Annotated in this window: 30 protein-coding genes and 1 riboswitch; of the genes, 4 read left to right on the forward strand and 26 right to left on the reverse strand. The window is 72.3% G+C overall.

Annotation, left to right across the window (positions count from 1 at the left end):
- Positions 1 to 395 precede the first annotated feature (395 nt).
- The 8 genes from HD597_RS32160 to HD597_RS32195 form a co-directional block, all read right to left on the reverse strand.
- On the reverse strand, positions 396 to 803 hold the full coding sequence (locus HD597_RS32160) for an SCO2097 family morphological protein (protein WP_253746903.1): 408 nt from the start codon (positions 801 to 803) through the stop codon (positions 396 to 398).
- 230 nt (positions 804 to 1,033) lie between these two features.
- Positions 1,034 to 2,275, reverse strand: coding sequence for a DNA polymerase IV (locus HD597_RS32165; protein ID WP_253746904.1), 1,242 nt, complete (start codon positions 2,273 to 2,275; stop codon positions 1,034 to 1,036).
- 60 nt (positions 2,276 to 2,335) lie between these two features.
- A complete protein-coding gene (locus tag HD597_RS32170) occupies positions 2,336 to 3,118 on the reverse strand; it encodes a methyltransferase domain-containing protein (RefSeq protein ID WP_372513630.1) in 783 nt (260 codons plus the stop codon).
- A 106-nt stretch (positions 3,119 to 3,224) separates the two neighbouring features.
- A complete protein-coding gene (locus tag HD597_RS32175) occupies positions 3,225 to 3,566 on the reverse strand; it encodes an MmcQ/YjbR family DNA-binding protein (RefSeq protein ID WP_253746906.1) in 342 nt (113 codons plus the stop codon).
- Between the two features lie 230 nt (positions 3,567 to 3,796).
- On the reverse strand, positions 3,797 to 4,207 hold the full coding sequence (gene nusB, locus HD597_RS32180) for a transcription antitermination factor NusB (protein WP_185106722.1): 411 nt from the start codon (positions 4,205 to 4,207) through the stop codon (positions 3,797 to 3,799).
- A 1-nt stretch (position 4,208) separates the two neighbouring features.
- Positions 4,209 to 4,769 (reverse strand): elongation factor P, encoded by a 561-nt coding sequence (gene efp / locus HD597_RS32185; protein WP_253746907.1) that lies wholly within the window; start codon positions 4,767 to 4,769, stop codon positions 4,209 to 4,211.
- 25 nt (positions 4,770 to 4,794) lie between these two features.
- The gene (locus tag HD597_RS32190; RefSeq protein ID WP_253746908.1) at positions 4,795 to 5,832 is read right to left on the reverse strand and encodes a M24 family metallopeptidase; all 1,038 of its coding nucleotides are present in this window, start codon (positions 5,830 to 5,832) and stop codon (positions 4,795 to 4,797) included.
- Positions 5,833 to 5,897: 65 nt separating this feature from the next.
- Complete coding sequence (locus tag HD597_RS32195; RefSeq protein ID WP_253746909.1) at positions 5,898 to 7,499, reverse strand: serine/threonine-protein kinase; 1,602 nt, start codon at positions 7,497 to 7,499, stop codon at positions 5,898 to 5,900.
- Positions 7,500 to 7,654: 155 nt separating this feature from the next.
- Between HD597_RS32195 and HD597_RS32200 the strand changes: the two genes are divergently transcribed.
- Together HD597_RS32200 and HD597_RS32205 are read left to right on the forward strand one after the other, a co-directional pair.
- Entirely contained in the window at positions 7,655 to 8,260 is a 606-nt protein-coding gene (locus HD597_RS32200) for a DUF2975 domain-containing protein (protein ID WP_253746910.1), read from the forward strand.
- Positions 8,260 to 8,469 (forward strand): helix-turn-helix domain-containing protein, encoded by a 210-nt coding sequence (locus tag HD597_RS32205; protein ID WP_253746911.1) that lies wholly within the window; start codon positions 8,260 to 8,262, stop codon positions 8,467 to 8,469. Before HD597_RS32200 ends, HD597_RS32205 begins: the two co-directional genes overlap by 1 nt.
- 39 nt (positions 8,470 to 8,508) lie before the next feature.
- On the opposite strand, the gene HD597_RS32210 is transcribed toward HD597_RS32205, so the two are convergent.
- From HD597_RS32210 to HD597_RS32215, 3 genes are all read right to left on the reverse strand, one after another.
- A complete protein-coding gene (locus HD597_RS32210; protein WP_253746912.1) occupies positions 8,509 to 9,789 on the reverse strand; it encodes a dicarboxylate/amino acid:cation symporter in 1,281 nt (426 codons plus the stop codon).
- A 74-nt stretch (positions 9,790 to 9,863) separates the two neighbouring features.
- Positions 9,864 to 9,947: a putative leader peptide gene (locus HD597_RS66970; protein WP_372513631.1), complete on the reverse strand. Its 84-nt coding sequence runs from the start codon at positions 9,945 to 9,947 to the stop codon at positions 9,864 to 9,866.
- A 60-nt stretch (positions 9,948 to 10,007) separates the two neighbouring features.
- Positions 10,008 to 11,048 (reverse strand): LLM class F420-dependent oxidoreductase, encoded by a 1,041-nt coding sequence (locus HD597_RS32215; RefSeq protein WP_253746913.1) that lies wholly within the window; start codon positions 11,046 to 11,048, stop codon positions 10,008 to 10,010.
- Positions 11,049 to 11,141: 93 nt separating this feature from the next.
- Here HD597_RS32215 and HD597_RS32220 point away from each other — a divergent pair, with 93 nt between their 5' ends.
- Entirely contained in the window at positions 11,142 to 12,029 is an 888-nt protein-coding gene (locus tag HD597_RS32220; protein WP_253746914.1) for an endonuclease/exonuclease/phosphatase family protein, read from the forward strand.
- A gap of 83 nt (positions 12,030 to 12,112) precedes the next feature.
- Here the strand turns inward: HD597_RS32220 and HD597_RS32225 are convergent, their stop codons facing one another.
- The 4 genes from HD597_RS32225 to HD597_RS32240 are packed head-to-tail and all read right to left on the reverse strand — an operon-like array spanning position 12,113 to position 15,701.
- Positions 12,113 to 12,685, reverse strand: a complete 573-nt coding sequence (locus HD597_RS32225; RefSeq protein ID WP_253746915.1) for a nucleotidyltransferase family protein — start codon at positions 12,683 to 12,685, stop codon at positions 12,113 to 12,115.
- The gene (locus tag HD597_RS32230; protein WP_253746916.1) at positions 12,682 to 13,773 is read right to left on the reverse strand and encodes an XdhC family protein; all 1,092 of its coding nucleotides are present in this window, start codon (positions 13,771 to 13,773) and stop codon (positions 12,682 to 12,684) included. Before HD597_RS32230 ends, HD597_RS32225 begins: the two co-directional genes overlap by 4 nt.
- Positions 13,766 to 14,842, reverse strand: coding sequence for a vWA domain-containing protein (locus HD597_RS32235; protein ID WP_253746917.1), 1,077 nt, complete (start codon positions 14,840 to 14,842; stop codon positions 13,766 to 13,768). Before HD597_RS32235 ends, HD597_RS32230 begins: the two co-directional genes overlap by 8 nt.
- Positions 14,835 to 15,701, reverse strand: coding sequence for an AAA family ATPase (locus HD597_RS32240; RefSeq protein ID WP_253746918.1), 867 nt, complete (start codon positions 15,699 to 15,701; stop codon positions 14,835 to 14,837). The genes HD597_RS32235 and HD597_RS32240 overlap by 8 nt, the downstream gene beginning before the upstream one ends.
- Before the next feature lie 202 nt (positions 15,702 to 15,903).
- On the opposite strand from HD597_RS32240, the gene HD597_RS32245 reads away from it, so the two are divergent.
- Positions 15,904 to 16,152, forward strand: a complete 249-nt coding sequence (locus HD597_RS32245) for a hypothetical protein (protein WP_253746919.1) — start codon at positions 15,904 to 15,906, stop codon at positions 16,150 to 16,152.
- On the opposite strand, the gene HD597_RS32250 is transcribed toward HD597_RS32245, so the two are convergent.
- From HD597_RS32250 to fmt, 11 genes are all read right to left on the reverse strand, one after another.
- The gene (locus HD597_RS32250) at positions 16,149 to 16,613 is read right to left on the reverse strand and encodes a PH domain-containing protein (protein WP_253746920.1); all 465 of its coding nucleotides are present in this window, start codon (positions 16,611 to 16,613) and stop codon (positions 16,149 to 16,151) included. The genes HD597_RS32245 and HD597_RS32250 overlap by 4 nt on opposite strands.
- Positions 16,614 to 16,632: 19 nt before the next feature.
- Complete coding sequence (ribH, locus tag HD597_RS32255; RefSeq protein WP_253746921.1) at positions 16,633 to 17,100, reverse strand: 6,7-dimethyl-8-ribityllumazine synthase; 468 nt, start codon at positions 17,098 to 17,100, stop codon at positions 16,633 to 16,635.
- Positions 17,101 to 17,113: 13 nt separating this feature from the next.
- A complete protein-coding gene (locus tag HD597_RS32260) occupies positions 17,114 to 18,331 on the reverse strand; it encodes a bifunctional 3,4-dihydroxy-2-butanone-4-phosphate synthase/GTP cyclohydrolase II (RefSeq protein ID WP_253746922.1) in 1,218 nt (405 codons plus the stop codon).
- Positions 18,328 to 18,990, reverse strand: a complete 663-nt coding sequence (locus HD597_RS32265) for a nicotinamide mononucleotide transporter family protein (RefSeq protein ID WP_253746923.1) — start codon at positions 18,988 to 18,990, stop codon at positions 18,328 to 18,330. The genes HD597_RS32260 and HD597_RS32265 overlap by 4 nt, the downstream gene beginning before the upstream one ends.
- A complete protein-coding gene (locus HD597_RS32270; RefSeq protein WP_253746924.1) occupies positions 18,987 to 19,577 on the reverse strand; it encodes a riboflavin synthase in 591 nt (196 codons plus the stop codon). The genes HD597_RS32265 and HD597_RS32270 overlap by 4 nt, the downstream gene beginning before the upstream one ends.
- Positions 19,558 to 20,973 (reverse strand): bifunctional diaminohydroxyphosphoribosylaminopyrimidine deaminase/5-amino-6-(5-phosphoribosylamino)uracil reductase RibD, encoded by a 1,416-nt coding sequence (gene ribD / locus HD597_RS32275; RefSeq protein WP_253746925.1) that lies wholly within the window; start codon positions 20,971 to 20,973, stop codon positions 19,558 to 19,560. Before ribD ends, HD597_RS32270 begins: the two co-directional genes overlap by 20 nt.
- A gap of 110 nt (positions 20,974 to 21,083) precedes the next feature.
- Positions 21,084 to 21,214, reverse strand: a riboswitch (FMN riboswitch).
- Positions 21,215 to 21,291: 77 nt separating this feature from the next.
- Positions 21,292 to 22,101: an oxygenase MpaB family protein gene (locus HD597_RS32280; protein WP_253746926.1), complete on the reverse strand. Its 810-nt coding sequence runs from the start codon at positions 22,099 to 22,101 to the stop codon at positions 21,292 to 21,294.
- 35 nt (positions 22,102 to 22,136) lie between these two features.
- Positions 22,137 to 22,799 (reverse strand): ribulose-phosphate 3-epimerase, encoded by a 663-nt coding sequence (gene rpe / locus HD597_RS32285; RefSeq protein WP_253746927.1) that lies wholly within the window; start codon positions 22,797 to 22,799, stop codon positions 22,137 to 22,139.
- Positions 22,800 to 22,811: 12 nt separating this feature from the next.
- Entirely contained in the window at positions 22,812 to 23,822 is a 1,011-nt protein-coding gene (locus tag HD597_RS64890) for a phosphatase PAP2 family protein (protein WP_308210727.1), read from the reverse strand.
- 27 nt (positions 23,823 to 23,849) lie between these two features.
- Complete coding sequence (locus HD597_RS32295; protein WP_253746928.1) at positions 23,850 to 25,412, reverse strand: RsmB/NOP family class I SAM-dependent RNA methyltransferase; 1,563 nt, start codon at positions 25,410 to 25,412, stop codon at positions 23,850 to 23,852.
- A 36-nt stretch (positions 25,413 to 25,448) separates the two neighbouring features.
- Positions 25,449 to 26,375: a methionyl-tRNA formyltransferase gene (fmt, locus tag HD597_RS32300; protein WP_253746929.1), complete on the reverse strand. Its 927-nt coding sequence runs from the start codon at positions 26,373 to 26,375 to the stop codon at positions 25,449 to 25,451.
- Between the last annotated feature and the right edge of the window lie 3 nt (positions 26,376 to 26,378).

The raw sequence follows: 26,378 nt of genomic DNA on the forward strand, positions 1-26,378 counted from the left end.
TGGCGGTCGTCCCCCTGGGGGCGACCGCCATCCGTTTGTCTGTGCCGTCGGGCCCGTCTTCCCCGGCGGGCGACGCCCGGCCGTCAAGACCTGCGGAGGATCCAGCGCCGCCGAGAAAGCCGCGGACGGCACCGTCGAGAGCGGTGCGGCCAACGCGGCGAAGCTGCGGCGGACGCGGCGCTGCGATCGGGACGGTGAGTTGCGGCCGGCGCGGCGGCGGTACGACCGACGCGGCGGCGCTGCGACCAGCGAGGCGGCGGTGGTGCGGGTGGCGTGGCGGTGCCGGGAGCTCGCGAGGGCGCGGGGCGCCGAGCTCCGCGTGCACACCGACCGCACGGCGTGCGGCCGTCCCCCGAAGGGGGCGGCCGCACGCCGTGGTTCTGCCGGTCGCCGCGTCAGCGCTCGTCGTGGCGACGGCGCCAGCGCTCTTCCATGCGCTCCATGAAAGTGCCCCGGTTGCCTCTACGGGCCTGCTTGCCCGGAGGCGGAGCCGCGCCTGAGGCGGGAGCGGAGTCACCGAACCCGTTCATCTTTTTCCAACTGGACAGGCCCCACAGACACGCGGCGAGCATGACCACGAAACCGCCGACGCCGAGCGGGATCAGGGCAGCGCCACTCAACACCACGCCGACCATCATGGTCACGACACCGACAGCAAAGCCGATGGAGGCCTTGATGAGGCGACGCTTGTAATGGCTGCGCGGGTCGCTGATCCTTACGGTGTTGGCCCACTTCGGGTCCTCGGCGTAGAGGGCCTGCTCGATCTGGTCGAGCAAGCGCTGCTCGTGCTCAGAGAGCGGCACGGCGCCTCCCAAGGACAGCCCCAGGACGGGGAAGACGGCAACGGACGACACGGGGTGTCCGAACCTCGCGGTCGGTTATCCCCAGAATACGAGGCTGTAGACGTAGGCGAAAGCAAACGTCCAACGCAGACCAAACCGGAGGTGACGTCATGGCTCTATTGTGGACCATCTCGCCCCCCTTCCCCCAAAATCCTGACACGGACGCCCCCAGCATGTCCGCACATCGAACGTCATGTCTCTATTTCATCAAGCTTGCCACGTACTAGCGACGCCGGGAGCACCGCATCGGGTCCGAATCTTCGGATCGCCTTGTCCATGGCCTGCTCTGCCTCGCGCCACCCGGTCTCCTTCTCCCCCAGAGCGAGCTGGCGGGTGGCCTCGTCTGCCGGCCGCAGGTTCTCCATCCGGACCCCCACCAGGCGCAACCGCACCCGATCGAGCCCGGCCGCCTCGAACAGCTCGCAGGCGGTGGCGTAAATCACCTGTGCCACGTCGGTCGGCTCACGCAGCGTGCGCGAGCGATTGATCGTGGTGAAATCGGCTCGGCGTAGCTTCACACTTACAGTTCTTCCCACGTGACCGGCCTTACGCATGCGGGCCGCCACCCGCTCCGACAGACGCAGCAGCTCCCGCTTGATCACTTCGGGATCGTCCACGTCGGCCGCGAACGTCTCCTCGTTGCCGATGCTCTTGTCGGGCACGTGCGCGGTCACGGCCCGCTCGTCACGCCCCCAGGCCAGCGCCGCCAGGTGGCCCCCCACGGCCTGCCCCAGCTCCCGCTGGAGCGTGCTGGACGGCACTCTGGCCAGATCTCCGACCGTGCGGATGCCCAGGCGCACGAGGGACTGCTCGGTGCGCTCGCCGACCCCCCACAGGGCGGACACGGGCAGCGGATGGAGGAAGTCGACGACCTGGCCGGCGGGCACCACCAGCAACCCGTCGGGCTTGCACTGCTTGGAGGCCAGCTTTGCCACGAATTTGCTGCTCGCCACGCCGACGGAGCACGTGATGCCGTAGCGGTCGAGCACCTGCTCCCTGATCATGGCCGCCACGGCGGCGGGCGCGCCGAGCCGCCGCCGCGCGCCCCCGACGTCGAGGAACGCCTCGTCGGAGGCGATCGGCTCCACCAGCGGGGTGATCGAATGGAAGATCTCCATGACCCCCCTGGAGACCTCGGAGTACTTGCCGTGGCTGGGCGGGATGATCGTGGCCTGGGGGCAGAGCCGGCGCGCCCTGCTCATGGGCATCGCCGAGTGCACGCCGAAGGCCCTGGCCTCGTAGGTGGCGCTGAGCACGACGCCGCGCCCCGCGGGCGAGCCCACGATCACCGGGCGCCCGCGCAGCTCGGGACGGTCGAGCAGCTCGACGCTGGCGAAGAAGGCGTCCATGTCGACATGGAGGATCGGGCAGCCGCTGTCATCGACCCCGGTCCGCGGAGCGGGGCCGATGCCGGTGATCTGCTTGCGAGACACGCCTCCGAGTCTATCCGAACACGCGTTCTACACCGAGGGGAGCAGGCATGCGAACTTCCTTCAGTTGCGGTGGCCGAGCACGTGGAGCTGCGTGGCGATGTCACGCAGCACGGGATGGGTCGAGGCGGCCTGCTCCAGCGCCACCAGCGCCTGGGCGGCGCCCGGCTCGCCGTCCACGAGCCTGCTGGGCACCAGGTCGGTGAAGACGCGCACGCCGTGGATCGCGCCGACCACGAACCCGGTCGCGGTCAGCAGCTCGACGAGCGTGTCGGCGGCGAAGCGCCTGGGTGTGGGGTCGCGGTCGCCCCAGGTGCCGCCCGGGTCGGCCAGCACGGCGACGGCCTCGTCGAACTGCCCGGACAGCGCCCGGTGGATGGCGCTGCCGACGGGGTTGGCGGCCAGCACGCTGACGGCCCCGCCCCTGCGCAGCAGGGTCGCGACCGCGGTCAGCGCGCTGATCGGGTCCTCGACGTACTCCAGCACGCTGTGGCACAGGACCAGGTCGGCGCAGTCGCGGTCGAGCAGCTCGCCCAGGTCGGCGGCGTCGCCCTGCAGGCCGCGCACGTCGACGCCCTTCTCCTTGGCACGGCGCTCCAGCGCGGCCAGCGAGTCGGGGCTGGGGTCGACGACGGTGACGGCGTGGCCCAGCGCGGCCAGCGGCACGGCGAACCCGCCGGTGCCGCCGCCGGCGTCGACGATGTCGAGCGACTCCCGGCCGGTGGCCGCCGTGCGCTCGGCCAGCATGGAGCGCAACGCGTCCCAGACGACGGCGGTCCGCACCGCCGGGGTCCCCGTGGTGACGCCTTCTGCACGCAACGTCGGCTCGCCTCTCTCCCCGCACATGTGCACGCCGCGAAGGTGCACGTCGCGAACGGCTGTTCTTCGTGGTCGGGCCCAGCCTACGCCGTACGCGAGAGCTCCCGCTCCCCACCGCCGATACCCGTTGCGCTCACCCGTCGCCCAGGGACGCGGCCAGGCGCCGGGGCGCCCTCAGCCGCCACGCGTCGGTCAGCAGCTCGCCCAGCTCCCCGGCGTCCACCGCCCCGAACCGCACCAGCACGACGGCGTGCCCGTCGTAGTGCGGCGTGCTGCCGAACGTGCCCGGCTCGGCGGCGATCAGCTCCTGCTTGTCCTCCAGCGAGGCCACCGGGAGCACCAGGAGGTCGCCCTCCTCCTTGATCCGGGCGAACCACCTGCCCCGCACGTAGAAGGCGGGGGTGCCGTACATGAGCTTCTCGGAGGTCTCGGGCAGCGCGAGCGCGAGCCCGCGCACGTCGTCCTCGGTCACCATGAGCCCACGCTAGCCGGACATGAAAAGGGGCGCGTCGCGGCTGGTGACGCGCCACTTTCCGGACGAGCTCGGCCACACGGTCAGGCACCCGCCCCGGGCTGACGGATGCGACGCCTGACCGCGGACCGGTACACGTCCCTCGCCTCGCAAGCCGTGGTGCGGGCCGGCGTGGTCAGAACGTACCCCGAACGCGCGGCCCCGGCCCGCGAACCCGTGACCAAAGGGGGTGTCTAAAGGGTGAGGCTTGGCTTGAGTTGCTTGAAGCGGGCCAGCAGGCCGTTGACGAACTGCGGGGACTCGTCGGTCGACAGCTCCCCCGCCAGGTGCACCCACTCGCTGATGACCACGCCCTCGGGCACGTCGGGCATCCAGAGCAGCTCGTACGTGCCGCCGCGCAGCAGGTTGCGGTCGACCGCGGGCATCCGGTCGAGTGTCCAGCCCTCGGCGTAGGTGGTGATCAGCTCGTCGATGCGCGCGTGGTGCCTGGCGACGCCCTCGACGATGGCCGAGGTGTACTCGTTCACCGGCGGCTCCTGCCGCTCCACGCGCTCAGCGAGGATCTTCAGCGGATCCTCGCTGCGCAACTCGGCCTCGAAGAGGATGTCGAGCGCCCGTCTGCGTGCTTTGCCCCGTGCCGACACCTCAGGCCCGGCCGAGGTATTCGCCGCTGCGGGTGTCGACCTTGACCTTCTCGCCGGTGGTGATGAACAGCGGCACCTTGATCTCGGCGCCGGTCTCCAGCCTGGCGGGCTTGGTGCCGCCGGTGGAGCGGTCGCCCTGCAGGCCGGGCTCGGTCTCGGCGATGGTCAGCTCGGCGGCGGCGGGCAGGTCGACGTAGAGCGCGGAGCCCTCGTTGAAGGCCACCGTGGCCAGGGTGTTCTCCAGCATGTAGTTGGCGGCGGTGCCGACCGTGGCGCTGGGCACGTTGACCATGTCGTAGGTCTCGGTGTCCATGAACACGAAGTCGTCGCCGTCCTTGTACGAGTACTGCATCTCGCGCTTGTCGACGTTGGCCACCTCGACCTTCACACCGGCGTTGAAGGTCTTGTCGACGACCTTGCCGGAGAGGACGTTCTTGAGCTTGGTGCGCACGAACGCGCCGCCCTTGCCCGGCTTGACGTGCTGGAACTCCACAACGGCCCAGAGCTCACCGCCATCGAGCTTCAGCACCATGCCGTTCTTGAGGTCGTTGGTCGTCGCCACTCGTTCTCTCCCGCGTGCGGCCGCTCTAAAGGGCGAGCAGCTCCTTGGTCGTCTTCGTGAAAAGTTCCGGCCCGCCCTCACGTGTCACGAGGGTGTCCTCGATCCGGACGCCGCCCCGGCCAGGGAGGTAGACCCCGGGCTCGACGGTGATCGGAACTCGATCCTCTAGTCTACCGGTCCGAGAGGGGCCCAGGAACGGCTCCTCGTGGATCTCCAGCCCGACTCCGTGACCGAGACCGTGCCTGAAGTGCCCGCCGTGTCCCGCGCCCTCGATGACGGAGCGGGCTGCCTCGTCCACCTCTCCGGCCCGCGCTCCGGGGGCGAGGGCGTGCCTGCCCGCTTGCTGCGCGGCGGCGACCAGGTCGTAGACCTCGCGCTGCCAGCCGGCGGGCGGGCCGAGGCTGACCGTCCTGGTCATGTCGGCGTGGTAGCCCTGGTAGCGGGCGCCGAAGTCCATGGTCACCAGGTCACCGGCGCGCAGCTCCCGCGAGGTGGGGGTGTGGTGCGGGATCGCGCCGTTCTCGCCGGACGCCACGATCGTGTCGAACGCGGGCTTGTCGGCGCCCAGCTCGGCCATGCGGCGTTCGAGCAGGCCGGCCACCTCGCGCTCGGTCATCCCGGGGGCGATGCGCGGGCAGACGTCGGCGAAGGCCTGGTCGGTGATGGCGCAGGCGGTGCGGATCAGCTCCAGCTCCGCCTCGTCCTTGACCGCGCGCAGCACCTCGACCACCGGCCCCAGCGGCACGAGCCCGTCCCCCAGCCGGCGGTAGGCGGCCACGCTCATGCTCGCGGCCTCGATCCCGGTGCCCGGCGCCGCCAGCCTGCCCGCCACGTCACTCGCCTCGGCCGACGGCACGTCCAGCCTGCGGGCCGCCTCGATGTAGCGGTTGTCGGTGGCCAGCAGCGCAGTGCCGTCCGCCCTGATCAGGACGGCGGCGTTCGAGCTGGTCAGGCCGGTGAGGTAGCGGACGTTGACGGGGGAGGTGACCAGCAGGGCGTGGACCTCGTGGGCGGGCAGCAGCCCGGCGAGCCGCGCCCGGCGAGCCGCGTAGTCGAAGGTCATCCGCCCAATGTACGTGTAACGCCCCTCTTGTCACTATTGCCCGTCGTGTCCCAGATGCCGGCCGCCTACCGGCTGGGGAGCCGCCACTCCCCCATGAACTCCACAGCCGGGCCCTCCGGCGCCATGTCGCCCCTCTCCTGCGCCCTGGTCAGGTCACGGTAGATGTCGGCGATCTGGCCGAGGGTGGCGTCGGGCTTGCCCTCGCCGAACTTCTTGGCCGCCTTGCGGAGCTTCTCCCGGGCCTTGCCCGCGACCTCGGGGTTGATGCCGCCCATGCCCTGCTGGGCCATCAGCGCCGCGTCGAACTCCTGCAGCCACTTGGCGTACCCGCCGGGCGGGATCTCCTCCCCGAGTGTGGCCCTGGGATTGGAGGTCTCGCGCAGGTGGTCGGGATCTCCGTCGGAGTCCTCCCCGGGACCGGCGGTGACCACGGGGTCCTGCGAGGGCTCCGGGGAGGGCGGCAGGGTGCTGGGCGTCGCGGACGGGGTGATGATCTCGACCGTCGGGGTGCTCTGCGCGACCTGCGGCTCCTCGCGCGCCCCCGCCCACAGCACCATGCCGACGGTCGCGGCCGCGATGACGACGACGGCGACGCCGAGCTGGACGATCAGCTTGCGGTTCGGGGACGAGGGCGGCTCCGGCTCCAGGTCGGCCGCCTGGAAGACCGCGGTGTCCCCGGCCCTGGGCGGCGCCCCGCCCAGCGCCCCGGCCTGGAAGACCTCCGTCGCCCCCTGCCCCGGACTCCCGTAGCCCCCGGTCGGCGCGTTGCCCGCACCTGGATTGCCGCCTGGGCCCGCGCCGGGGCCGCCCGCACCCGCGGCACCCGCGCCCGCGCCCATCGCGCCCGCGGCGCCCGGGCCGAGGCCGGGGTCACGCAGGGAGACGCCGGTCACCGGCGAGCCGGCCGGGCCGGGCTTCGGCCGGGCGATGGCCGCCAGCGCGCGCCTGATGGCCTCGCCGCTGGCGGGCCGCCGCGCCGGGTCCTCGGCGAGCATGGCCAGCACCAGCCGGTCCAGCTCGGGCGGCACCTCACGCCTGATCGCACTCGGCGCAACGGCCTCCCGGCCCGGCGCCCCGTCCTCAAAGGGCGGCCGCCCGCACAGCAGCTCGTAACACACGCACCCCAGGGCGTACACGTCCCCCGGGGCCTGCGCCGGCTCCCCCGCGGCCCGCTCGGGCGCCACGTACGGGCTCGCGGCGGGCGCCGGCCCCCGCTCGTCCATCCCGAACCCGACGACCTTGAGCACCCCGCTGGCGGCCTGCCGGAAGCTGTCGGGACCGACCCGCCCGTGCACCACCCCGGCCCGGTGCGCGGCGTCGAGCCCGGCGGCGGCCTGCCCGATCAGGTCGCACACTTCGACGATCTTCATGGGCCCGCGCGCGGCCAGCTCCTCACCGAGGCTGAGCCCGACGAGGTACTCCATGACCAGGAACGGAGCCCCCTCGTGGTCACCGACGTCGAGGACCATGGCCACGTTCGGATGGATCACCCGCGCCACGGCCTGAGCGTGCTGCCTGAGCACCTCCCGGGTGGCGGCCCCGGCCGCCCTGGCGCCCAGCACCTTCACGGCCACGACCCAGTCGGCCCGCGTGTCGTACCCGCGCCACACCTCGCCCATCGGCCCGCTGCCGATGCGCTCGTCGAGCCGGTACCGGTCAGCGACCAACGACGGCGCACGCTCCGTCCCGTCGGACATATCCCCGCCAATTACTCGAATATCAGGATTTCCGACCCACGATAGGGCCCTCACACCCCCGCCCGCCCCACCTTCACTCGCCGCCGCCCTCGACATAACGACTTTCGTTATTTACGATTATCGTTATGCCAACTCGCTGGATCATCAGACTCGAGACCCTGCTGAGCATCGGCCTGGTCCTCGGCGTCCTGGGCGCCCTGGCCGGTCTCATCGCCAACGCCGCGATCGCGTTCTTCGGCACCGCGAAGGGCATGGGCATCCCCCTGCAGGTCTTCGACGTGCCGACGGCGGGCATGACCGTCGGCGGCGCGACGGTCGAGAACGTCACCGCCGAGGTGACGGTCCGCCCGCGCGGGGCCTCGCCGCTGGCCGGCCTGCTCTACCTGCTGATGTGGGCGCCGGGCACGGCGACGGGCCTGCTGGCGCTGTTCACAGTCGTACGGGCGCTGCGCAGGGCCAGGTCGGGCGACCGTGCCCTGTTCTCCACGGCCACGGCCGATCACCTGCGCAGGCTCGGGTGGATCCTGATCGCGGGCTCGGCCGTGTCGGCCGTGCTCGGCGCCGCGGCGCAGGCCATACTCTCCCCCATGCTGCTGGCCGAGACCCACCCCTTCTACCTGCCGTCGGGCGAGCTGGTCGGCGCCGTCGTCGCGGGGCTCGCCGCGCTCGGCGTTTCGGAGATCGTCCGCCGGGGCCTGGCCCTGCTCGAAGAGGTCGAGGCCACGATCTGATGGCCGAGCCGATCATCAGGGTGCGGCTGGACGAGATGCTCAAGGAGCGCGGCATGACGCTCACCGAGCTGTCGCACCGCGTGGAGATCACCGTCGTCAACCTGTCGATCCTGAAGAACGGCCACGCCAAGGCCGTGCGCTTCTCCACCCTCGCGCGCCTGTGCGAGGCGCTGGGCTGCCAGCCCGGGGACCTGCTGACATACGAATGAGGGGGCGGCCGGAGCCACCCCCTCATCGATCGAACCGGATCAGAGCGCGGCCGGCTCGGGCACGCGCGGCGCGGGCGCGCGGTCGAGCGACTGCGGCGGCGCGTTGAAGACCGCCGTGTCCAGGCGCCCCTCGGAGCGCGCCACGAGCACCGGCACCACGAGCTGGCCGGCCACGTTGGTCGCGGTGCGGATCATGTCGAGGATGGGGTCGATCGCCAGCAGCAGCCCGACGCCCTCCAGCGGCAGCCCCAGGGTGCTGAGCGTGAGCGTCAGCATGACGGTGGCGCCGGTCAGGCCCGCCGTGGCGGCCGAGCCGACCACAGAGACGAACGCGATCAGCAGGTAGTCGCCGAAGCCGAGCGGCACCCCGAACACCTGGGCCACGAAGATCGCGGCCAGCGCCGGGTACACCGAGGCGCAGCCGTCCATCTTGGTGGTGGCCCCGAACGGCACCGCGAACGAGGCGTAGTCGCGGTCCACGCCGTTGCGCTCGACCGTGACCCGCTGCGTCAGCGGCAGCGTCCCGACCGAGGAGCGCGAGACGAAGGCCAGCTCGATGGCGGGCCAGGCGTTGCGGAAGAACGTGATGGGGCTGACCTTGCCCCACACGGCGAGCAGCGTCGGGTACACGGCCAGCAGCACGACGAAGCAGCCGATGTAGACCCCGGCGCTGAACTTGGCCAGCGGCGCCAGCAGCTCCCAGCCGTACGTGGACACGGCCTTGCCGATCAGGCCCGCCGTGCCGATGGGAGCCAGGCGGATGACCCACCACAGCGCCTTCTGCACCAGCTCCAGCACGGAGCGGGCGAGGTTCAGGAACGGCTCGGCCTTCTCGCCGACGGCCATCGCCGCCGCACCGAGGACGACGCCCAGAAACACGATCTGGAGGACGTTCACCTCGGTGAAGGCCGTCACGACGTTGGTCGGCAGGATGCCGGTGACGAAGTCGAGCCAGGTGCCCTGGGTGTCCGACGGCCTGGCCGCGCCGGTGTCGAGGGTGACGCCCTGGCCGGGGTTGATGAGCAGGCCGAGCCCGATCGCCAGCGAGACCGAGACGAACGCCGTGATCAGGAACCACAGCAGCGTCTTGGAGGCGAGCCGGGCCGCGCCGTTGACGTTGCGCAAATTGGCCACGCTGACCAGCACGGCGGTGAAGACCAGCGGCGGCACGGCCAGCTTGAGCAGCTGCACGAAGATCTGGCCGACCTGCTTCAGCGTCTCAGCGAGCCAGGCCACGTCCCAGATCTTGGCGGCGAAGCCCAGGGCCACGCCGACGGCCAGGCCCAGCAGGAGCTGCAGGGAGAAGGAGAATCTCTTCACGGATGAGGAAGCCTTCGCGAGAAGGGCATGCCGGAACGGCACGCCTGGTGAGGGGTGTGGACGGACGACAGCCGTCAGCTACAGAGCGACCCGTGCAACCGGCACAGGTCGATGTGCAGCCGCTCTACGAGCCACACGACCACCAGGGAAAACCTCACGAGGAGCTACAACAGCCGTGAAAAGCGGAGCATTCCCCGCAAAACGGGTGATCTACTTCACTATGCGGCGAACTCCTTGATCGTCTCGATCAGGCGGAGGCGCTCCTCGTGCGTCCTGCCGAGCGGCGTCACGTTCAGGGTCGTCACGCCCGACTCCTTCATCGCCTGCACCCGATCGCGCACGTAACCCTCGCTGCCGACCAGCGACATCTTCTCCAGCAGCTCGGCCGGCACCTGCGCGGCGGCCTCCTCCTTCCTGCCCGCCAGGTAGAGGTCCTGGATCAGCTCGGCCTCCTTCTCGTAGCCGTAGCGCCTGGCCAGGTCGTTGTAGAAGTTCTTGCCCCTGGCGCCCATGCCGCCGATGTAGAGGGCCGCCATCGGCCGCCCGAACTCCAGCAGCCCGGCCACGTCGTCACCGATGGCCAGGCTGGCCTGGGCGATCACGTCGAGCTCGCCCAGCTCGGGGTCGCGCCTGGCCTTGCCCGCGGCCAGCGCGGGGCCCCAGACGTCGGCGGCCTTCTCGGGCACGTAGAAGATCGGCTCCCAGCCCTCGGCCAGCTCGGCGGTCAGCTCGACGTTCTTGGGCCCGATGGCGGCCACCACGATGGGGATGCGGGGGCGGACCGGGTGGTTGATGATCTTCAGGGGCTTGCCGAGGCCGGTGCCCTGGCCGGCGGGGAGCGGCACGGTGTAGTGCCTGCCCTCGTACTGGACGCGCTCGCGCTGCCAGACCTGGCGGCAGATCTCGATGACCTCCCTGGTACGCCCCAGGGGAGCGGTGTACGGCACCCCGTGGAAGCCCTCGATCACCTGCGGCCCCGAGGCGCCGATGCCGAGCGTGAAACGCCCGTCGGAGACGTAGTCGAGGCCCGCGGCCGTCATCGCCATCAGCGTCGGCGTGCGTGAGTAGATCGGCAGGATGCCCGAGGCGATCTCCAGCCGTTCGGTCTTGGCCGCGATGTAGCCCATCTGGCTGACCGCGTCGAAGGAGTAGGCCTCGGCCACGAACACGATGTCCAGCCCGGCCTTCTCGTAGTCGGCCAGTTCGGCCACGGACTCCTTGAAACCACCCGAGTACTTGAGTGCCATACCGATGCGCATGCCGGGCTCCCGCTGGACCGAATGATGTTCTGTTGCGACTCGGCCATGTTATCGCGTCGGCGATGCGGGGCGGGAGCCGCTAGCCTGGTTCGGGTGCTGAGTCGGCTCGTCATCGTCGTGTCCGTCGTGGTGGCCGCGGCCCTGGCGGGGCACGGGCTGATCCCGGCTCTCGGCGGGTTCACGCCCGTCCTCGAGAGCCTGCTGCCCTGGATCGGGCTGGCCGTTCCCGTGCTGCTCGCCGCCGCCGCGGTGGCACGTTCCACCTCCGCCGCCGCCGCGGCGCTGGTGCCGGGGGTGGTGTGGGCCTTCATGTTCGGCTCCACGCTCTTCCGCACGCCGCCGGGCGGGCCGAGCGACCTGGCCGTCGGCACCGTCAACGTGGGCGTGCGCAACAGCGCGTCCGGCGAGGCCGTGCGCGTGATCGCCAAGGACCTCGACGTGCTGGCCGCGCAGGAGCTGACCAGGGGCGGGCCCGCGGCCAAGCAGCTCAACAAGATGTTCAAGTACCACTACCCGGTCAGCACGGTCGGCCTGTGGAGCCGCTACCCGATCAGCGGGACCGAGCCGCTCGACGTCGGCCTCGGCTGGCCGCGCGCCCTGCGCGCGATCATCACCACTCCCAAGGGCAAGGTGACCGTCTACGTCATGCACCTGGCCTCGGCCAGGCCCGGGCACACCACCACGCGCGACGCCTCGCTGGCGCACGCGCGCAAGCTCATCGACGCCGACCGCAGCAAGCGCATCCTGCTGCTCGGCGACCTCAACACCGCCACCACCGACCGCGGCATGCGCGGCCTGACGCCGCCGCTGACCGACGCGCAGGTCGCGGCCGGCGACGGGTTCGGCTTCACCTGGCCGGCCGAGTTCCCCGTCACCCGGCCCGACCACATCCTGTTCAAGGGGATGACGGCGACCAAGGCGGGCGTGGCCCCGGCGACCGGCAGCGACCACCGGGCCGCGATCGCCTCGCTGCGGCTCTAGACCGGCGACTCCAGACCAGCGGCTCCAGGACCGGCGGCTCCAGGACCGGCGGCTCCAGGACCGGCGGCTCCAGGACCGGCGGCCTACGCCCGTGGCTCCAGGCGGGCGAGGTCCTCCGGCGTGTCGATGTCGGCCGGGTCGCCGTGCTCGTCGCACGGCACCTCGGTGACCAGCTCGGGATGCGCCTTCATGTACGGCCGCGCCCCGACGTCGCCCACGGCCAGGCCGGCCACGCCGGCGAAGTGCGCGCGGGTGATCAGCACGGGGTTCCTGCGCCGGCCCCCGTAGGTCGCGACCGCCAGCCCGGCGGCCTTCGAGGCGATGAGCGCGCGTACCGCGCCCGGCCCGATCAGCGGCTGGTCGATCAGCGCGACGACGACCGACTCGGCCTCCTCGGGCAGCGCGGCCAGCCCGACCCGCAGCGACGACCCCATGCCGGAGGCCCAGCCCGGATTGCGTACGGTGACGGCCCCGCGCACCTGCACCGTGGCCGCGCCCAGCACGACCACGACCGGGTGGCAGCCGCCCTCCTCCAGCGTCCGCACGCCCCGGTCCACCAGCCGCTCGCCCGCGAACTCGACCAGCGCCTTGGGCCTGCCCAGCCGCGTCCCCTCGCCGGCCGCCAGCAGCAGCCCGGCCGTCCTGGACGACCTCATGGCGCCTCGTGGTGGATGCGGCCCTGTGTCGTGGACAGCGGGGCGCCCGAGCCGCCCCACCGGAGCTGGATCAGCTCGGCGGCGATCGACACGGCCGTCTCCTCCGGCGTGCGCGCGCCCAGGTCGAGGCCGATCGGCGACCTCAGCCCGGCCAGCTCGGCCTCGGTGAGCCCGGCCTCGCGCAGGCGGGCCAGGCGGTCCTCGTGGGTGCGGCGCGAGCCCATGGCGCCGACGTACCCGGCGCCGGTGCGCAGCGCCACCTCCAGCAGCGGCACGTCGAACTTGGGGTCGTGGGTCAGCACGCAGATCACCGTGCGCTCGTCCACCTGCACGGAGGCCAGGTAGTCGTGCGGCCACTTGACCACGACCTCGTCGGCGTCGGGGAAACGCTTGGCGGTGGCGAAGATCGGCCGCGCGTCGCACACCGTGACGTGGTAGCCGAGGAACTTGCCCACCCTGGCGACCGCCGCGGCGAAGTCGATCGCCCCGAAGACCAGCATCCGCGGCGGCGGCGCGAAGGAGTGCACGAACACCGCCAGGTCGTCCAGCCTCCGCTCCCCCTGACCGCCGTAGTGCCGCAGGCCGGTCAGGCCCTGGGCGAGCATGCCGCGGGCGTCGTCGTCCACGGCGTCGTCGAGGCGTTCGAGGCCGAGCGTGCCCTTGGCGCGGTCCGGCCAGATGACGCGGCGGGCGCCGGCCTGACCGGGGCCGGAGACGATGGTGGCCACGGCGACCGGCTCGTGCGCCTCCACCGACGCCGCGATCTCGCCCAGCTCGGGGAAGGTCTCGATGGAGACGGGCTCCACCAGGATGTCGATGATGCCTCCGCAGGTGAGCCCGACGGCGAAGGCGTCGTCGTCGCTCACGCCGTACCGCTGCAGGACGGGCGTCTCGACCTCGGAGGCCAGCTCGAACACCGCGCCCTCGACGCAGCCGCCCGAGACGCTGCCGACCACCTCGTCCCCGCGCACCGCCATCGCCGCGCCCGGCGCCCTGGGCGCGCTGCTCCAGGTGCCGACCACCGTGGCCAGCCCGAACCTGAGCCCCGACCGCCACCACTTCATGATCTCCGGCAGCACGTCACGCATGCGCGAGCCTTTCGCTGAGTTGCTCGAAGGCGGCCAGGCTGTGCCCGGCCACCAGGTCGTCGAGGTACGGCAGGGCGGCCCGCATGCCGCCGGTGAGCGGCTGGTAGTCCGCGTACCCCTTGTGCGGGTTGACCCAGATCACCCGGTACGCCTGCCTGGCCAGCCTCGCCAGCTGCGCGCCCAGCAGCTCCGGGTCTCCTCGTTCCCACCCGTCGGAGGCGATCAACACGATCGCGCCCCTTGCGCTGAAACGGGCGAGATATTCCTTGAGTTCCTCCCCCAGCCGGGTGCCGCCGCTCCAGTCGGGGATGACCTTGGACACCTCGTTCAGCGCGGTGCCGGGGTCGCGGTGGCGCAGCTCGGCCGTGACCGGGGTGAGCCGGGTGCCGACCGAGTAGACCCTGGTGGCCCTCGGCTCGTTCCTGACCAGCGCGTGGGCGAAGCGCAGCAGGGTCTCGGCGTACGGGGCCATCGAGCCGCTCACGTCCACGAACATCACCACCGTACGCGGCCGGGTGGTGTGCCTGCGGTGCCGGAGCCTGGCGACCTCGCCCTTCCTGAGCGCGTCGCGGATGGTGCGGCGCTGGTCCAGAACGCCCCGGTGGGCGCTCTCGAAGCGCCGCGACCGCCGTCGTGCCCTGCCGCCCCTCAGCAGCGCCATCATGCGGTGCACCTCGGCCCGCTCGGCCTCGGTGAGCCTGGCGACGTCCCGGTGCCGCAGCACCTCGATCCGGCTGGCGGTGGCGGGGGCGGGCGTGCCGTCGTCGTCGCCGCTCTCGCCGTCGCCCTGCCGTTCGGCGAGGTGGCGGGTGACGCTCGTGGTCGCCGTACGCGAGAGCGCGGCCCTGGTGCCGCCGAAGTAGGCGGCGAAGCAGCGGTCGTAGCGGGGCAGGTCGTCGGGGCCGGCGCACAACGTCAGCCGGCCGGCCCAGTACACCTCGTCCGGGTCGGTCACGTCGAGGTGGTCGAGCGCCCTGAGCAGGCTCTGCGTCCGCTCGTGGTCGGCCGCGACGCCTGCCGCGCGCAGCGTCCTGGCGAACCCCGTCATGGTGGCGGCGAGCTCATCCATGGGAGAGCAGCCCGTTGCCGATCACCGCCGCCACGTCCTCCCGGTACTTCAGCGCCGCGCCCAGCGTGGCGGCGGCCCGGTCGGGGTCGAGCTCCTTGGCTCCCAGCGTCAGCAGCGCCTCCGTCCAGTCCAGCGTCTCGGCCACGCCGGGCGGCTTGACCAGGTCGGCCTGCCGCAGCCGCTCGGCCGCCCGCGCCACCTGCGTCGCCAGCGTCTCGGTGCAGGCGGGCAGCCGGCGCAGCAGGATGGCCACCTCGCGGTCGAAGCTCGGATGCTCCAGCCAGTGGTAGAGGCAGCGCCGCTTGAGCGCGTCGTGCACCTCGCGTGTCCGGTTCGAGGTCACCACGACCACCGGCGGTGTCCTGGCCTTCACCGTGCCCAGCTCGGGGATCGAGATCGTGAAGTCGGAGAGCACCTCCAGCAGGAACGCCTCGAACTCGTCGTCCGCCCGGTCGATCTCGTCCACCAGCAGCACGCTCGGCTGCGTCTCGATCGCCTTCAGCAGCGGCCTGGCGATCAGGAACCTGCGGTCGTAGATCTCCCCTTCCAGCCTGCTCACGTCGGTGATCCCGGCGGCCTCGGCGGCCTTGAGGTGGAGGAGCTGGCGGGCGAAGTCCCAGTCGTACAGCGCCTGCGCGGCGTCCAGGCCCTCGTAGCACTGGAGCCGGATGAGCGGCGCCTTCAGCAGCGTGGCGAGCGTCTTGGCCAGCTCCGTCTTGCCGACGCCCGCCTCCCCTTCGAGAAAGAGCGGCCGCCCCATCCGCAACGCGAGGAAGGCGGCCGTGGCCAGCCCCTCGTCGGCCAGGTAGGCGTGCCGGTCCAGAAGCTCGATGAGCTTGTCCGGCGACTCGATGTCCATTGCCCTGATTGTCCGCCGCAGCACGCCTTCAGGCTACGTCGACACCCGCTTCGGCGATATTCACCCGGAGCAGCCATGACAGCGTGTAAGATCTTGATCACCGAACGAGAGGATGACAAGGCATGCCCCCTCGCCTTGCCACCGATCTGACCCCGTGCTCCGTCACCGCCGTCACGGCGGCCGAGATCCCGGTCGAGGACTGATGCCCGTTCCCCCAGGCATGCCCGAGTCGTGGGACGACCACCACGTCTCGCCAGCCACCAGAGAGCAGCGCAAGATCACCGCCGCCCGCAGGGCGATCGACATCGCCCTGCAGACCCGCTTCCTGTGGATCAGCCCGGAGAAGCGCGAAGCGATCGCCACCTGCGAGGACCTCGAGCTCCTGCAGCAGTGGCTGATCCGCATCCTCACCGTCGACACGGTCGACGAGCTCTTCGCCGAGCCGGGTTAGGCCCGGGGCCGGGCCTCGGGCGCCTCGCCGCGCTCCCGGACCAGCGCGCGCAGCTCCGCCGTCGCCTGACGGGCGCGGGCCTTCTCCGAGCCCTGGATGCCCATGGCCCCGACCGTACGCCCGTCCGACAGGTCGAGGCGCGGCCACGGATCGCCGGTCACCATCGTGACCTCCAGCACCTCCGGCCACGTCACCCGCTGGGTGCGGAGGGCGTTGACGATCGTCAGGCCCTTCTCGTCCGCCTCCACCCGCACCCGGCCCAGCATGTGCAGCACCCACGCCACCGCGCACCCGAACGCCACGATCGCCACCCGGTCGGGCAGCTTGAACGGCTGCGCGATGAAGACCGCCATCACCACCGCCCCCAGCACGATCACGACCGCGAAGCCGTAGGCGACGACGCGGCCCCGGCGCGGACGCCAGGTGACGGGCAGGGGCGGAGGGGATACGGGCTCTGGCACGAAGGAAACCTACCGCAGGTCAGTGGAGGGTCCGCAGCAGGAGGGCGGTCTCGAGCGCGGCGATGGCCGACTCATACCCCTTGTCCTCCTTGCTCCCCGGCAGGCCCGAGCGGTCGAGCGCCTGGTCCATGTTCTCGACGGTGAGGACGCCGTTGCCGATCGGCGTCTCCTCATCCAGCGAGATCCTGGTCAGGCCCGAGGTCACCGAGTCGCACACGTAGTCGAAGTGGGCCGTCTCGCCGCGGATGACCGCGCCCAGCGCCACCACCGCGTCGCAGCGGCGGGCCAGGGCCTGGGCGATCACCGGGATCTCCAGCGAGCCCGGCACCCGTACCACGGTCGCGCTGGCGCCGCTGTCGTCGCACGCCTGCACGGCCCGCGAGACGAGCTGGTCGGTGATCTTGGCGTGCCAGCTCGCCGCGACCACGCCCACCGTCAGCCCCGACGCGTCGGGCGCCGCGACTCCCGGCCGTCCTTCGCCGCTCATTCGTTCTCCCCGATCATGACGCCTCCGAGATGTCGTGGCCGAGGCGCTCGCGCTTGGCCTTCAGGTAACGCTCGTTGTAGGGGTTCATGGCCACCGGCATGGGCTCGCGGCCGAGCACCTTGATGCCGTACCCGTCCATGCCCTTGAGCTTGGCCGGGTTGTTGGTGAGCAGCCGGATGGACTTGACCCCCAGGTCGGCCAGGATCTGCCCCGCGTTGGAGAACTCCCGCGCGTCCACCGGCAGGCCCAGCTCCACGTTGGCGTCGACGGTGTCGCTGCCGTTGTCCTGGAGGCTGTACGCCTTGAGCTTGGCCAGCAGGCCGATCCCCCGGCCCTCGTGCCCGCGCAGGTAGACGATCACGCCGCGGCCCTCCTGCGCGATGGCCGACATGGCGTTGTCGAGCTGCACCCCGCAGTCGCACCGCATCGAGCCGAACACGTCGCCCGTCAGGCACTCCGAGTGGGCCCGGACCAGGATGTTCTCGCCCCCGGACAGGTCGCCGTAGACGAGCGCGACGTGCTCGCCGCCGTCGAGCGCGCTGGCGTACCCGAACGCCTGCCACATCCCGTACGTGTTCGGCAGCCGCGTCTCGGCGACCCTGGTGACCATGCTCTCGGCCCGCCGCCGGTGGTCGACGAGCTGCTCGATGGAGACCAGCGCCAGATCGTGCTCGTCGGCGAAGCGGCGCAGCTCGGGCAGCCTGGACATGGTGCCGTCGTCGTTGACCACCTCGGCCAGCGCGCCGGCCGCCGACAGCCCCGCCAGCCTGGCCAGGTCGACGGCCGCCTCGGTGTGGCCGCGCCGGGCCAGCACGCCGCCCTCGTGGTAACGCAGCGGGAAGACGTGACCGGGGCGGACCAGCTCGTTCGGCTCGGTGGCCGAGTCGGCGAGCGTGCGGATGGTCTTGGCCCGGTCGGCCGCCGAGATGCCCGTGCTGACGCCGTCGCGGGCGTCCACGGTGATCGTGTACGCCGTGCGCATGCGCTCCTTGTTGTGGAAGACCATGAGCGGCAGGCCGAGCCGGTCGAGCTCCTTGCCCTCCATGGCCACGCAGATCATGCCGCTGGTGTGCCTGATCGTGAACGTGCACAGCTCCGGCGTGGCCTTGGCCGCGGCGAAGATGAGGTCGCCCTCGTTCTCGCGGTTCTCGTCGTCCACGACCACCACGGGCTTGCCGTTGCGGATGTCCTCGATCGCCCGCTCGATCGGGTCGAGCTTGATGTCGTTCACTGCGCCACCGCCGCCACGCCCAGGGGCCCCGTACGGTATTCGCGCAACCACTTCACGAACCCGATCAGGACCAGCACGAAGAACACCCCATACACCGCTCCGGAGACCACCAGCCCCGAGCTGAACGCCAGCGGCACCCCGACCAGGTCCACCGCCACCCACACGATCCAGAAGTCCACCAGCGCCCTGCCCTGCGCCCAGGTGGCCATCGCGCTGCCGACGAAGATGTAGGCGTCGGCGGCCACCAGCGCCATACCCTTGGGCCCCGGCACGGAAGCGCCCCACGACAGGCCGGTCACGTAGAACAGCACTCCGATGACGGCCGTGCCCACCAGCATGACGCCGATCAGCATCGACCGCTCCCACCAGTGGGCGGGCCTGACCGCCAGCCGCCCGCCGTCCTGGGTGCCGCGCCGCCACGCCCACCAGCCGTAGATCGCCAGGCCCGCGAACAGCACCTGCTTGAGCGCGTTGCCGGTCACATGCGCGTTGATCGAGGCGGCGAACAACAACACCGCCCCGGCGAACTGCACCGGCCACGTCCACATCGACTTGCGCATGGCGAGCAGGACCGTGGCCAGGGCGGCGATGTTGCCCACCAGGTCGGTCCAGAGCACATGCGTGCCGAAAATCTCGAATCCGGCGTTGAGCCAGTTCATCGCCTGACCACCAGTCTCTCCACGTATTTCGCGATCACGTCCACCTCGATGTTGACCACGTCACCCACCTGCCGCTCGCCCATCGTGGTGAGCTTCAGCGTGGTCGGGATGAGGCTCACGCCGAAGCTGTCGTCGTCAACCGTCGTCACCGTCAGGCTGATTCCGTCGATGGCGATCGAGCCCTTCTCCGCGACGTAGGGGGCGATCGGCCCGGGCAGGGAGAAGCGCAGGTCGTCCCAGCTCTCGCCGGGGTCGCGGGACAGCAGGACGGAGGTGCCGTCCACGTGGCCCTGCACGATGTGGCCGCCGAGGCGCTGGTCGGCGCGTACGGCGCGCTCCAGGTTCACCGCGGAGCCCTCGGCGAGGCCGCCCAGGGAGCTGCGGTCGAGGGACTCCTTGATCACGTCCACGGTGAACACGTCGTCCTTGACCTCGACGACCGTGAGGCACACGCCGTTGACGGCGATCGAGTCGCCGTGCTTGGCGTCGGAGGTGACGACCGGGCCGCGCACCGCCAGCAGGGCGCCGCCGCCCGCCTGGTCGATGGCCACCACTTCGCCCTTTTCCTCAATGATTCCGGTGAACATCACTACTCCCTGCCTCGTTGCGTGCGGGCCGGGCAATAAGCCGCACATCCGGCCCGATGGGGGAAATTTCGTCAAAAGTCAGGCGGTGGAGCTCGCCGATCGTCCCCACCCCGGCCGCGCCCAGCGCGGCCCGTCCCGAGCCCAGCAGCGCCGGAGCCAGGTACGCCACCACACGGTCGGCCAGCCCCTGCCGCACGAACGAACCGGCCAGCGTCGGCCCGCCCTCCAGGAACACGCTGACCACGCCGCGCGCGGCCAGCTCCCGCAGCAGCGCCTCCAGGTCGAGCCCGCCGTCACGGCGGGGCAGCCGCAGCAGGTCGGCCTTGAGCGTGGTGTCGCTGTCGTCGGCGACGGCGATGAGGGTGGGCGCCTGGTCGTCGAGGACCCGGGCGGACTGCGGCGTCCTGGCCCCGGCATCGACCACCACCCGCAACGGCACCCGCCCACCGGGCTCCGCACCCCCGCCCGCGCTCGCGGGCCACCCGGCAGCACCTTCGGGCCGCCCGGCCGCCATCTCCGGCCGTCCGCCCGCGCTCGCGGGCCACCCGGCCCCGCCGTCGGGCCGCCCGGCTGCGTTCTCGGGCCGCCCAGCCGCGCCGTCGCGTCCGTCGAAACGTCCTGTGCCGTCCGCACGCCCGCCACGGCCGCCACGGCCGTCAAGCGCCTCAGCGCCCGCCTGCCCCGCGGTTCCGGAGCGCCCCTGAGTCACCTCTCGCACCGCGACGGCCGAGCCCGCCGCATCGGCCCGCGTCACGGCGGCGGGGCGGGCGGTGAGGTGGGGGTCGTCGGCCAGCACGGTGCCGATCCCGGCGACGATCGCGTCGGAGGCGGCCCGCAGCCGGTGCACGTCCGCCCGGGCCTCGGGCGAGGTGATCCACTTGCTGGTGCCGTCCTCGGCCGCCGACCGCCCGTCGAGCGTGGCGGCGAACTTCCAGGTCACGTGGGCCCGCCCGAGCCGCGCGTAGGTCAGCCACTCCTCGTTGACCCGCTCGGCCGCCTCGGCGAGCACCCCGGCGGTGACGGCCACCCCCTGGCCCCGCAGCCGGGCCGCGCCGCCGGCCGCCTTCGGGTTGGGGTCGGACACGGCGATCACGACCCGCGCGACCCCCGCCTCCAGCAGCGCCCGGCTGCACGGCCCCGTCCTGCCGGTGTGGTCGCAGGGCTCCAGCGTCACGTACGCCGTGCCGCCACGGGCCCGCTCCCCCGCCTGCGCCAGCGCGACCACCTCGGCGTGCGGCCCGCCGGCGTACGCGTGGAAGCCCTCGCCCGCGACCCGGCCGGCGGCGTCGAGCACGACGCAGCCGACGACGGGGTTGGGGCTGGTGGTGCCGTGCCCGTGCGCGGCCAGCTCGACGGCGCGCGCCATGTGCGCGGCGTCCTGCGCGGGTGTCTCCAACCCCGGGTCTCCTACTCGCCAGTAGCTCCAAGCCACGGCGGGCCCCGGGGGATTTCACCATGATGCGGCAGACGCATCACGGCAGGCGCCCGGCTGGGACACCGGACACCTCGCGCGCTTCCTCCCATCCGGACTTTAACCGTCGGTCCCGGAATTTCACCGGGTCAACCGGCCGATGGCATCGGCCGGGTCGCGGACTGTCACCGCCGGTTCGGAATTTCACCGACCCCGGAGCACGCTAGCTCTCTTCGCATACCAGTTTGCCATGCCGGTGGCCGAGCACGCGACCACCCCCGGAAAAACAACCAAGCGCTCGCTTCAGGCGGCCATCAGCCGGTGCGCGCGCCGCGCCGCCGGGCTGTAGCGGACGTGCCCCGGGACCAGGCCGAGCCCGGTGTGCAGGGTACGCAGCGTGGCGGTCGCCCACAGGTCGCCGACCGGCGTGGCGGGCAGCCCGTACAGCCTCCTCGCCCAGCGCGGCAGCGTCGCGAACGCCAGCAGCGTCAGCGCGGGCATCGCCGGCTTGAGCGGCGTGAGCAGGCGCGGGAGCGGAGCGTTCAGCGACAGGCGCAGCGGATGGGCGGCCTCGGGCACGAACCGCAGCCCCGGGCGCTCGGCCTCGATGTAGTCGCGCAGCTCCGCCACCGAGCCGGGCACGTCCGCCGGCTCCAGCCCCACGACCTCGGCGGCCCGCCGCCACTCCGCCACGAACGTGTCCGCCTCGGCGTCCGACAGCCCGACCCCGGCCCGGCGGGCGACCGACAGGTACGAATCGACCTCGCCCACGTGCACCCAGCGCAGCGCGTCGGGCTCGTCGAGCCGGAAGGTGACCCCGGTGTCGGGGTCGTACGCGGTCAGCTTGGCGTGGATCTTCCGCACGCGGCGGCCGGCGCGTTCGACCTCGGCGTGGGTGCCGTAGGTGCGCACGCGGACGAACTCCGTGGTGCGCACGAACCGGGACCAGGCCTCCTGCGGATCCATCAGCGCCGAGTTCTGCAGCACCCCGCGCATCGCCCTCGGGTGCAGCCCCTGCATCAGCAGCGCGCGAATGCCGCCCACCAGCAGGATCGGCTCGCCCATCACCCGCCACGTCACCGAGCGGGGCCCGAAGATCCCATGGTCGCTCATAAGTGAAGAATTACCCAGGTGATGCAGGGTTCATGTCAGGAGACGGCGCGATTGGCGGCGGCGCGCAACCCGTCGATCGCGGCCACCGGGTCGGAGGCGCCGTACACGGCGCTTCCGGCCACGAACACGTCGGCCCCGGCCTCGGCGCACCGCTCGATGGTGCCCGCGTCCACGCCGCCGTCGACCTGCAGCCAGACCCGGCCGCCGTGCCGCCCGATCAGCTCGCGGGCCCGCCGGACCTTCGGCAGCACGACGTCGAGGAACTTCTGGCCCCCGAAGCCCGGCTCCACGGTCATCAGCAGCAGCATGTCGACCTCGCCGAGCAGGTCTTCGTACGGCTCGACGGCGGTGGCGGGGTTGAGCGCGAGCCCCGCCCTGGCGCCGAGCGAGCGGATCTCGCGCAACGTGCGGACGGGTGCCTTGGCCGCCTCCGCGTGGATCGTCACGCTGCCCGCTCCCGCCTCGGCGTACTGCGGCGCCCAGCGGTCGGGGTCGGCGATCATGAGGTGGCAGTCGAGCGGGGTGTCGGTCGCCTTGCGCAGCGCCTCCACCACGGGCAGCCCAAGGGTCAGGTTGGGCACGAAGTGGTAGTCCATGACGTCGACGTGCAGCCAGTCGGCGTTCGGCACGGCGGCGGCCTCGTCGGCGAGCCTGGCGAAGTCGGCGGCGAGGATGCTGGGCGAGATCTGTACGGCCATGATCTCCCTAGTCTAGTGACCCGAGCCGGCCCGCCCTCGCCCGGCGTCCTGAGTCTGCTTCCCCCTCCGGGTCATCAGCCCGAGCCTGATGAACAGCACCGGCGCCCCCACCTGCACCCACAGGGTCAGCACCGCGTATCCCACGTACGTCCCCGCGGCGCCCTGCGGCAGCACTTCGCGCTCGGCGTACCAGATGAGCACCGCCACGACCGTCCCGATCACCCACCGCCCGGCCCGCGCGCCGAGCGACCCGCCCGCGTCGAACCACCCCAGCCGGTACATGATCGACGCCCCGGCCAGCGTGCCCAGCAGCACCCCCGCCATGCTCACCACGGCGTCCAGGCTCTCGGGGTCGATCGCCCCGGCGAAGCTCCAGCCCGGCGGCACCACCCATCCGGCGTACGGCGCGTTGGCCAGCGCCGCGCAGCCGACCAGCGCGCCCGACAGCACCGCGGACGCGGCGAGCTGCACCCACAGCGGCCGCCCGCGCCACCACGCCGTCGCCGGCCGTTCCAGCCGCCGCACGAGCACCAGCACCGCGAGCCCGAGCAGCACGCCGGCGACCACGTCCGAGATGAAGTGCACGCCCAGGTACACGCGGCTCAGGCACACCAGCGCGACGATCACGCCGGCCGTCCACCACGCCCACGGCCGCGCCACCGCCGCCGCGAGCCGCCCCAGGCCCGCGGTGCCGATCTGCGCGTGCCCGGAGGGCAGCCCGAAGGCCCCCTCGGCGGAGAACGCGTGGATCCTCGGATCGATCCAGTACGGCCTGGGCTGGTGGGCGGCGAGCTTGCCGATCGCGTTCGTGGCGGCGGCCGCCAGGACGGTGAACCCGAGCCGCAGCGCCAGCGCCGGGTTGACGCACCAGTAGAGCAGCGGCAGGCAGAGCAGGAAGAACGTGTCGGTGCCGAGCACCGACACGAGCTCCAGCACGGGCCGGACGACGCCGGGCCAGCTCTGGAGCCAGATGATCGGTGCCAGCTCCGCCAGGTGCAAATCGTCCAGAAGATCCACGTTCACGATCGGACCACACGGCCGGGCGGCGTGTCAGGTGATCTTGCGCAGCAGGGCCAGGAACATCGCGTCGGTGCCGTGCCGGTGCGGCCAGAACTGGGCGTGCGGCCCGTCGCCCAGCCCCTCGACCTCCGGCAGGTAGTCGCGGGCGTCCAGTTGCTCGACGTCCGTCCTGCGCGCCAGGACGTCGCCCACCACGACCCGGGTCTCGGCCAGGTGCGGGGAGCACGTCACGTAGGCCACGACGCCGCCCGGGCGCACGGCGTCGAGCGCCGTCTCCAGCAACCGCCGCTGCAGCTTGCCCAGGTCGGCGATGCCCGCCGGGTCGCGCCGCCAGCGCGCCTCGGGCCGCCGCCGCAGCGCGCCGAGCCCGGTGCAGGGCGCGTCGAGCATGACCCGGTCGAAGACGCCCGGCCGCCACGCGGGCTCGGTGCCGTCGGCGGTGACCACGGACGCGTCCCTGGTCGTCTCCCAGACGAGCCGCGCCCGATGCGGCTGGACGTCGGCGGCCAGCAACCGCGCCCCACCCGGAAACGCCTCACCGGCACCGCCCGCAGAGCCCGGTGCGGCGCCAACGCCCGCGGAGCCGTCACCAGCCTCGGAGCGCGGTCCGGCGTCATCGCTCGCGGAGCCGGGTCCGGCGTCGCCGCCCGTCCGGCGGCGGGCCTCCTCGCTCAGCCCGGCGAGATCGCCGTGGGTGGCGATGGCGTCCAGGAGCCCGGCCTTGCCGCCCGGCCCCGCGCACATGTCGAGCCACAGCTCCTCACCGTCGCCGGCCACCGGCACCCGGGTGAGGGCGAGCGCCACGAGCTGGCTGGCCTCGTCCTGGACGGCCGCGCGCGTCTCGGCCACGGCCTCGATCTGCCCCGGGTCCCCCTCGCGCAGATAGGCGGCGTACGGGGAGTATCGGCCCGGCAGGGCGCCGGCGTCCTGCAGCTCCTCCGCCGAGCTGCGCCCCGGCCGAGCGACGAGCGTCACCAGGGGACGGGCGTTGTCGGCGTCGAGCAGGTCGGCCATCTCGTCGGCCGGGCCGAGCGCGTCGCGGAAGGCGGAGACGATCCAGCGCGGGTGACCGTAGGCGACCGCGAGGTGACCGACCGGGTCGACGGCCGGGTCGGGCGCCACGATGGGCACCCACTCCTCCAGAGTCCTGGAGCCGATCTTGCGCAGCACCGCGTTGACGAACTTGGCGGCCCCCTGGCCGATGCGCAGGCGTACCAGATCGACGGTCGTGCCGACGGCCGCGTGCGGCGGAACGCGCATGCGCAGCAGCTGGTGGGCGCCGATCCGCAGCGCGTCGCGCACGTCGGGGTCGGGCGCGCGGTCGCTGCACAGCTCGATGATGGCGTCGTAGGTGCCGAGACCGCGCAGCGTCCCGTACGCGAGCTCGGTGGCCAGCGCGGCATCGCGGCCCTTGATGCCACGATCGCGCAGCAGCCGCGGCAGGAGCAGGTTGGCGTACGCGTCGCGTTCGTCCACCGCCCGCACCACGTCGTACGCCGCGTTGCGGGCCGGGTCACGCGACGGCCTGCGCGGCCTTCCCGCCCGGTCGTCGCCGCGCCTGCCGCCGCCCCCCTGCTGCCCCCTGGTCTTCATCGCCTCAAACTCTCGCTCGCGCCGCCGGCAACATGATCACTTGAAGACCTCGTCACCCTCGGGGCGCACCCCGCGAGCCCACTCCACGGCCCCCATCAACCGCTTGCCCTGCGGCTGCACCTCACCCAGCTCCACCGCGTCACTGGCAGTCCCGACCAGCACGGCCGTCTTCGTGGCGACGACCTGCCCGGGCGCCAGCCGCTCGCCGGCCACCACCCGCACGGGCCCCACCTTCACCCGCTGCCCCCGGAACTCGCTCCACGCCCCCGGATTGGGGGTGCAGGCCCGGACCAGCCGATCGACGTGCATGGCGGGCTTGCCCCAGTCGACCCGCGCGTCGCCCACGGCGATCTTGGGGGCGATCGTGACGCCGTCGGCGGGCTGCGGGCGGGCCTCCAGGGTGCCGTCCTCGACCCCGTCGAGGGTGGCGGCGAGCAGCCCGGCACCCGACACCGACAGCCGCTCCAGCAGCGCCCCGCTGGTGTCGGAGGCGCGGACCTCCTCGGTCACCACGCCGTAGACGGGCCCGGCGTCCAGCTCCTTGACGATCTGGAACGTGCTCGCCCCGGTGATCTCGTCACCGTGCAGGATCGCGTGCTGGACGGGCGCCGCGCCGCGCCAGGCGGGCAGGATCGAGAAGTGCAGGTTGATCCAGCCGTTACGGGGCACGTCGAGCGCCGACTGCGGCAGCAGGGCGCCGTAGGCGACCACGGGGCAGCAGTCGGGCTCCAGCTCCCGGAGCCGGTCGAGGAAGGCGGGGTCGCCGGCCTTCTGCGGGCGCAGCACCTCGATGCCCGCCTCCTCCGCGAGCTCGGCCACCGGCGAGGGGTGGACCTTGCGGCCGCGGCCCGACTGCGCGTCGGGGCGGGTGACGACCGCCACCACCTCGTGCCGGGGCGAGTCGATCAGGGTGCGCAGCGACGGCAGTGCCGTCTCGGGCGTGCCCGCGAAGACCAGACGCATGCT

The sequence above is a fragment of the Nonomuraea thailandensis genome, assembly GCF_024172165.1.
Taxonomy (GTDB): domain Bacteria; phylum Actinomycetota; class Actinomycetes; order Streptosporangiales; family Streptosporangiaceae; genus Nonomuraea; species Nonomuraea thailandensis.

Bases quoted from the DNA above. Each gene is read 5' to 3' on its own strand.
- HD597_RS32215 (WP_253746913.1), bottom strand. From the start codon at position 11,048: ATGCGCATCGGTATGGCACTCAAGTACTCGGGTGGTTTCAAGGAGTCC.
- HD597_RS32205 (WP_253746911.1), top strand. From the start codon at position 8,260: ATGGCCGAGCCGATCATCAGGGTGCGGCTGGACGAGATGCTCAAGGAG.
- HD597_RS32175 (WP_253746906.1), bottom strand. From the start codon at position 3,566: ATGGTGACCGAGGACGACGTGCGCGGGCTCGCGCTCGCGCTGCCCGAG.
- fmt (WP_253746929.1), bottom strand. From the start codon at position 26,375: ATGCGTCTGGTCTTCGCGGGCACGCCCGAGACGGCACTGCCGTCGCTG.
- HD597_RS32245 (WP_253746919.1), top strand. From the start codon at position 15,904: ATGCCCGTTCCCCCAGGCATGCCCGAGTCGTGGGACGACCACCACGTC.
- HD597_RS32235 (WP_253746917.1), bottom strand. From the start codon at position 14,842: ATGGATGAGCTCGCCGCCACCATGACGGGGTTCGCCAGGACGCTGCGC.
- ribH (WP_253746921.1), bottom strand. From the start codon at position 17,100: ATGAGCGGCGAAGGACGGCCGGGAGTCGCGGCGCCCGACGCGTCGGGG.
- HD597_RS32225 (WP_253746915.1), bottom strand. From the start codon at position 12,685: ATGAGGTCGTCCAGGACGGCCGGGCTGCTGCTGGCGGCCGGCGAGGGG.
- HD597_RS32170 (WP_372513630.1), bottom strand. From the start codon at position 3,118: ATGTGCGGGGAGAGAGGCGAGCCGACGTTGCGTGCAGAAGGCGTCACC.
- HD597_RS32230 (WP_253746916.1), bottom strand. From the start codon at position 13,773: ATGCGTGACGTGCTGCCGGAGATCATGAAGTGGTGGCGGTCGGGGCTC.
- HD597_RS32200 (WP_253746910.1), top strand. From the start codon at position 7,655: ATGCCAACTCGCTGGATCATCAGACTCGAGACCCTGCTGAGCATCGGC.
- rpe (WP_253746927.1), bottom strand. From the start codon at position 22,799: ATGGCCGTACAGATCTCGCCCAGCATCCTCGCCGCCGACTTCGCCAGG.
- HD597_RS32265 (WP_253746923.1), bottom strand. From the start codon at position 18,990: ATGAACTGGCTCAACGCCGGATTCGAGATTTTCGGCACGCATGTGCTC.
- HD597_RS32190 (WP_253746908.1), bottom strand. From the start codon at position 5,832: ATGACCTTCGACTACGCGGCTCGCCGGGCGCGGCTCGCCGGGCTGCTG.
- HD597_RS32240 (WP_253746918.1), bottom strand. From the start codon at position 15,701: ATGGACATCGAGTCGCCGGACAAGCTCATCGAGCTTCTGGACCGGCAC.
- HD597_RS32270 (WP_253746924.1), bottom strand. From the start codon at position 19,577: ATGTTCACCGGAATCATTGAGGAAAAGGGCGAAGTGGTGGCCATCGAC.
- HD597_RS32280 (WP_253746926.1), bottom strand. From the start codon at position 22,101: ATGAGCGACCATGGGATCTTCGGGCCCCGCTCGGTGACGTGGCGGGTG.
- HD597_RS32295 (WP_253746928.1), bottom strand. From the start codon at position 25,412: ATGAAGACCAGGGGGCAGCAGGGGGGCGGCGGCAGGCGCGGCGACGAC.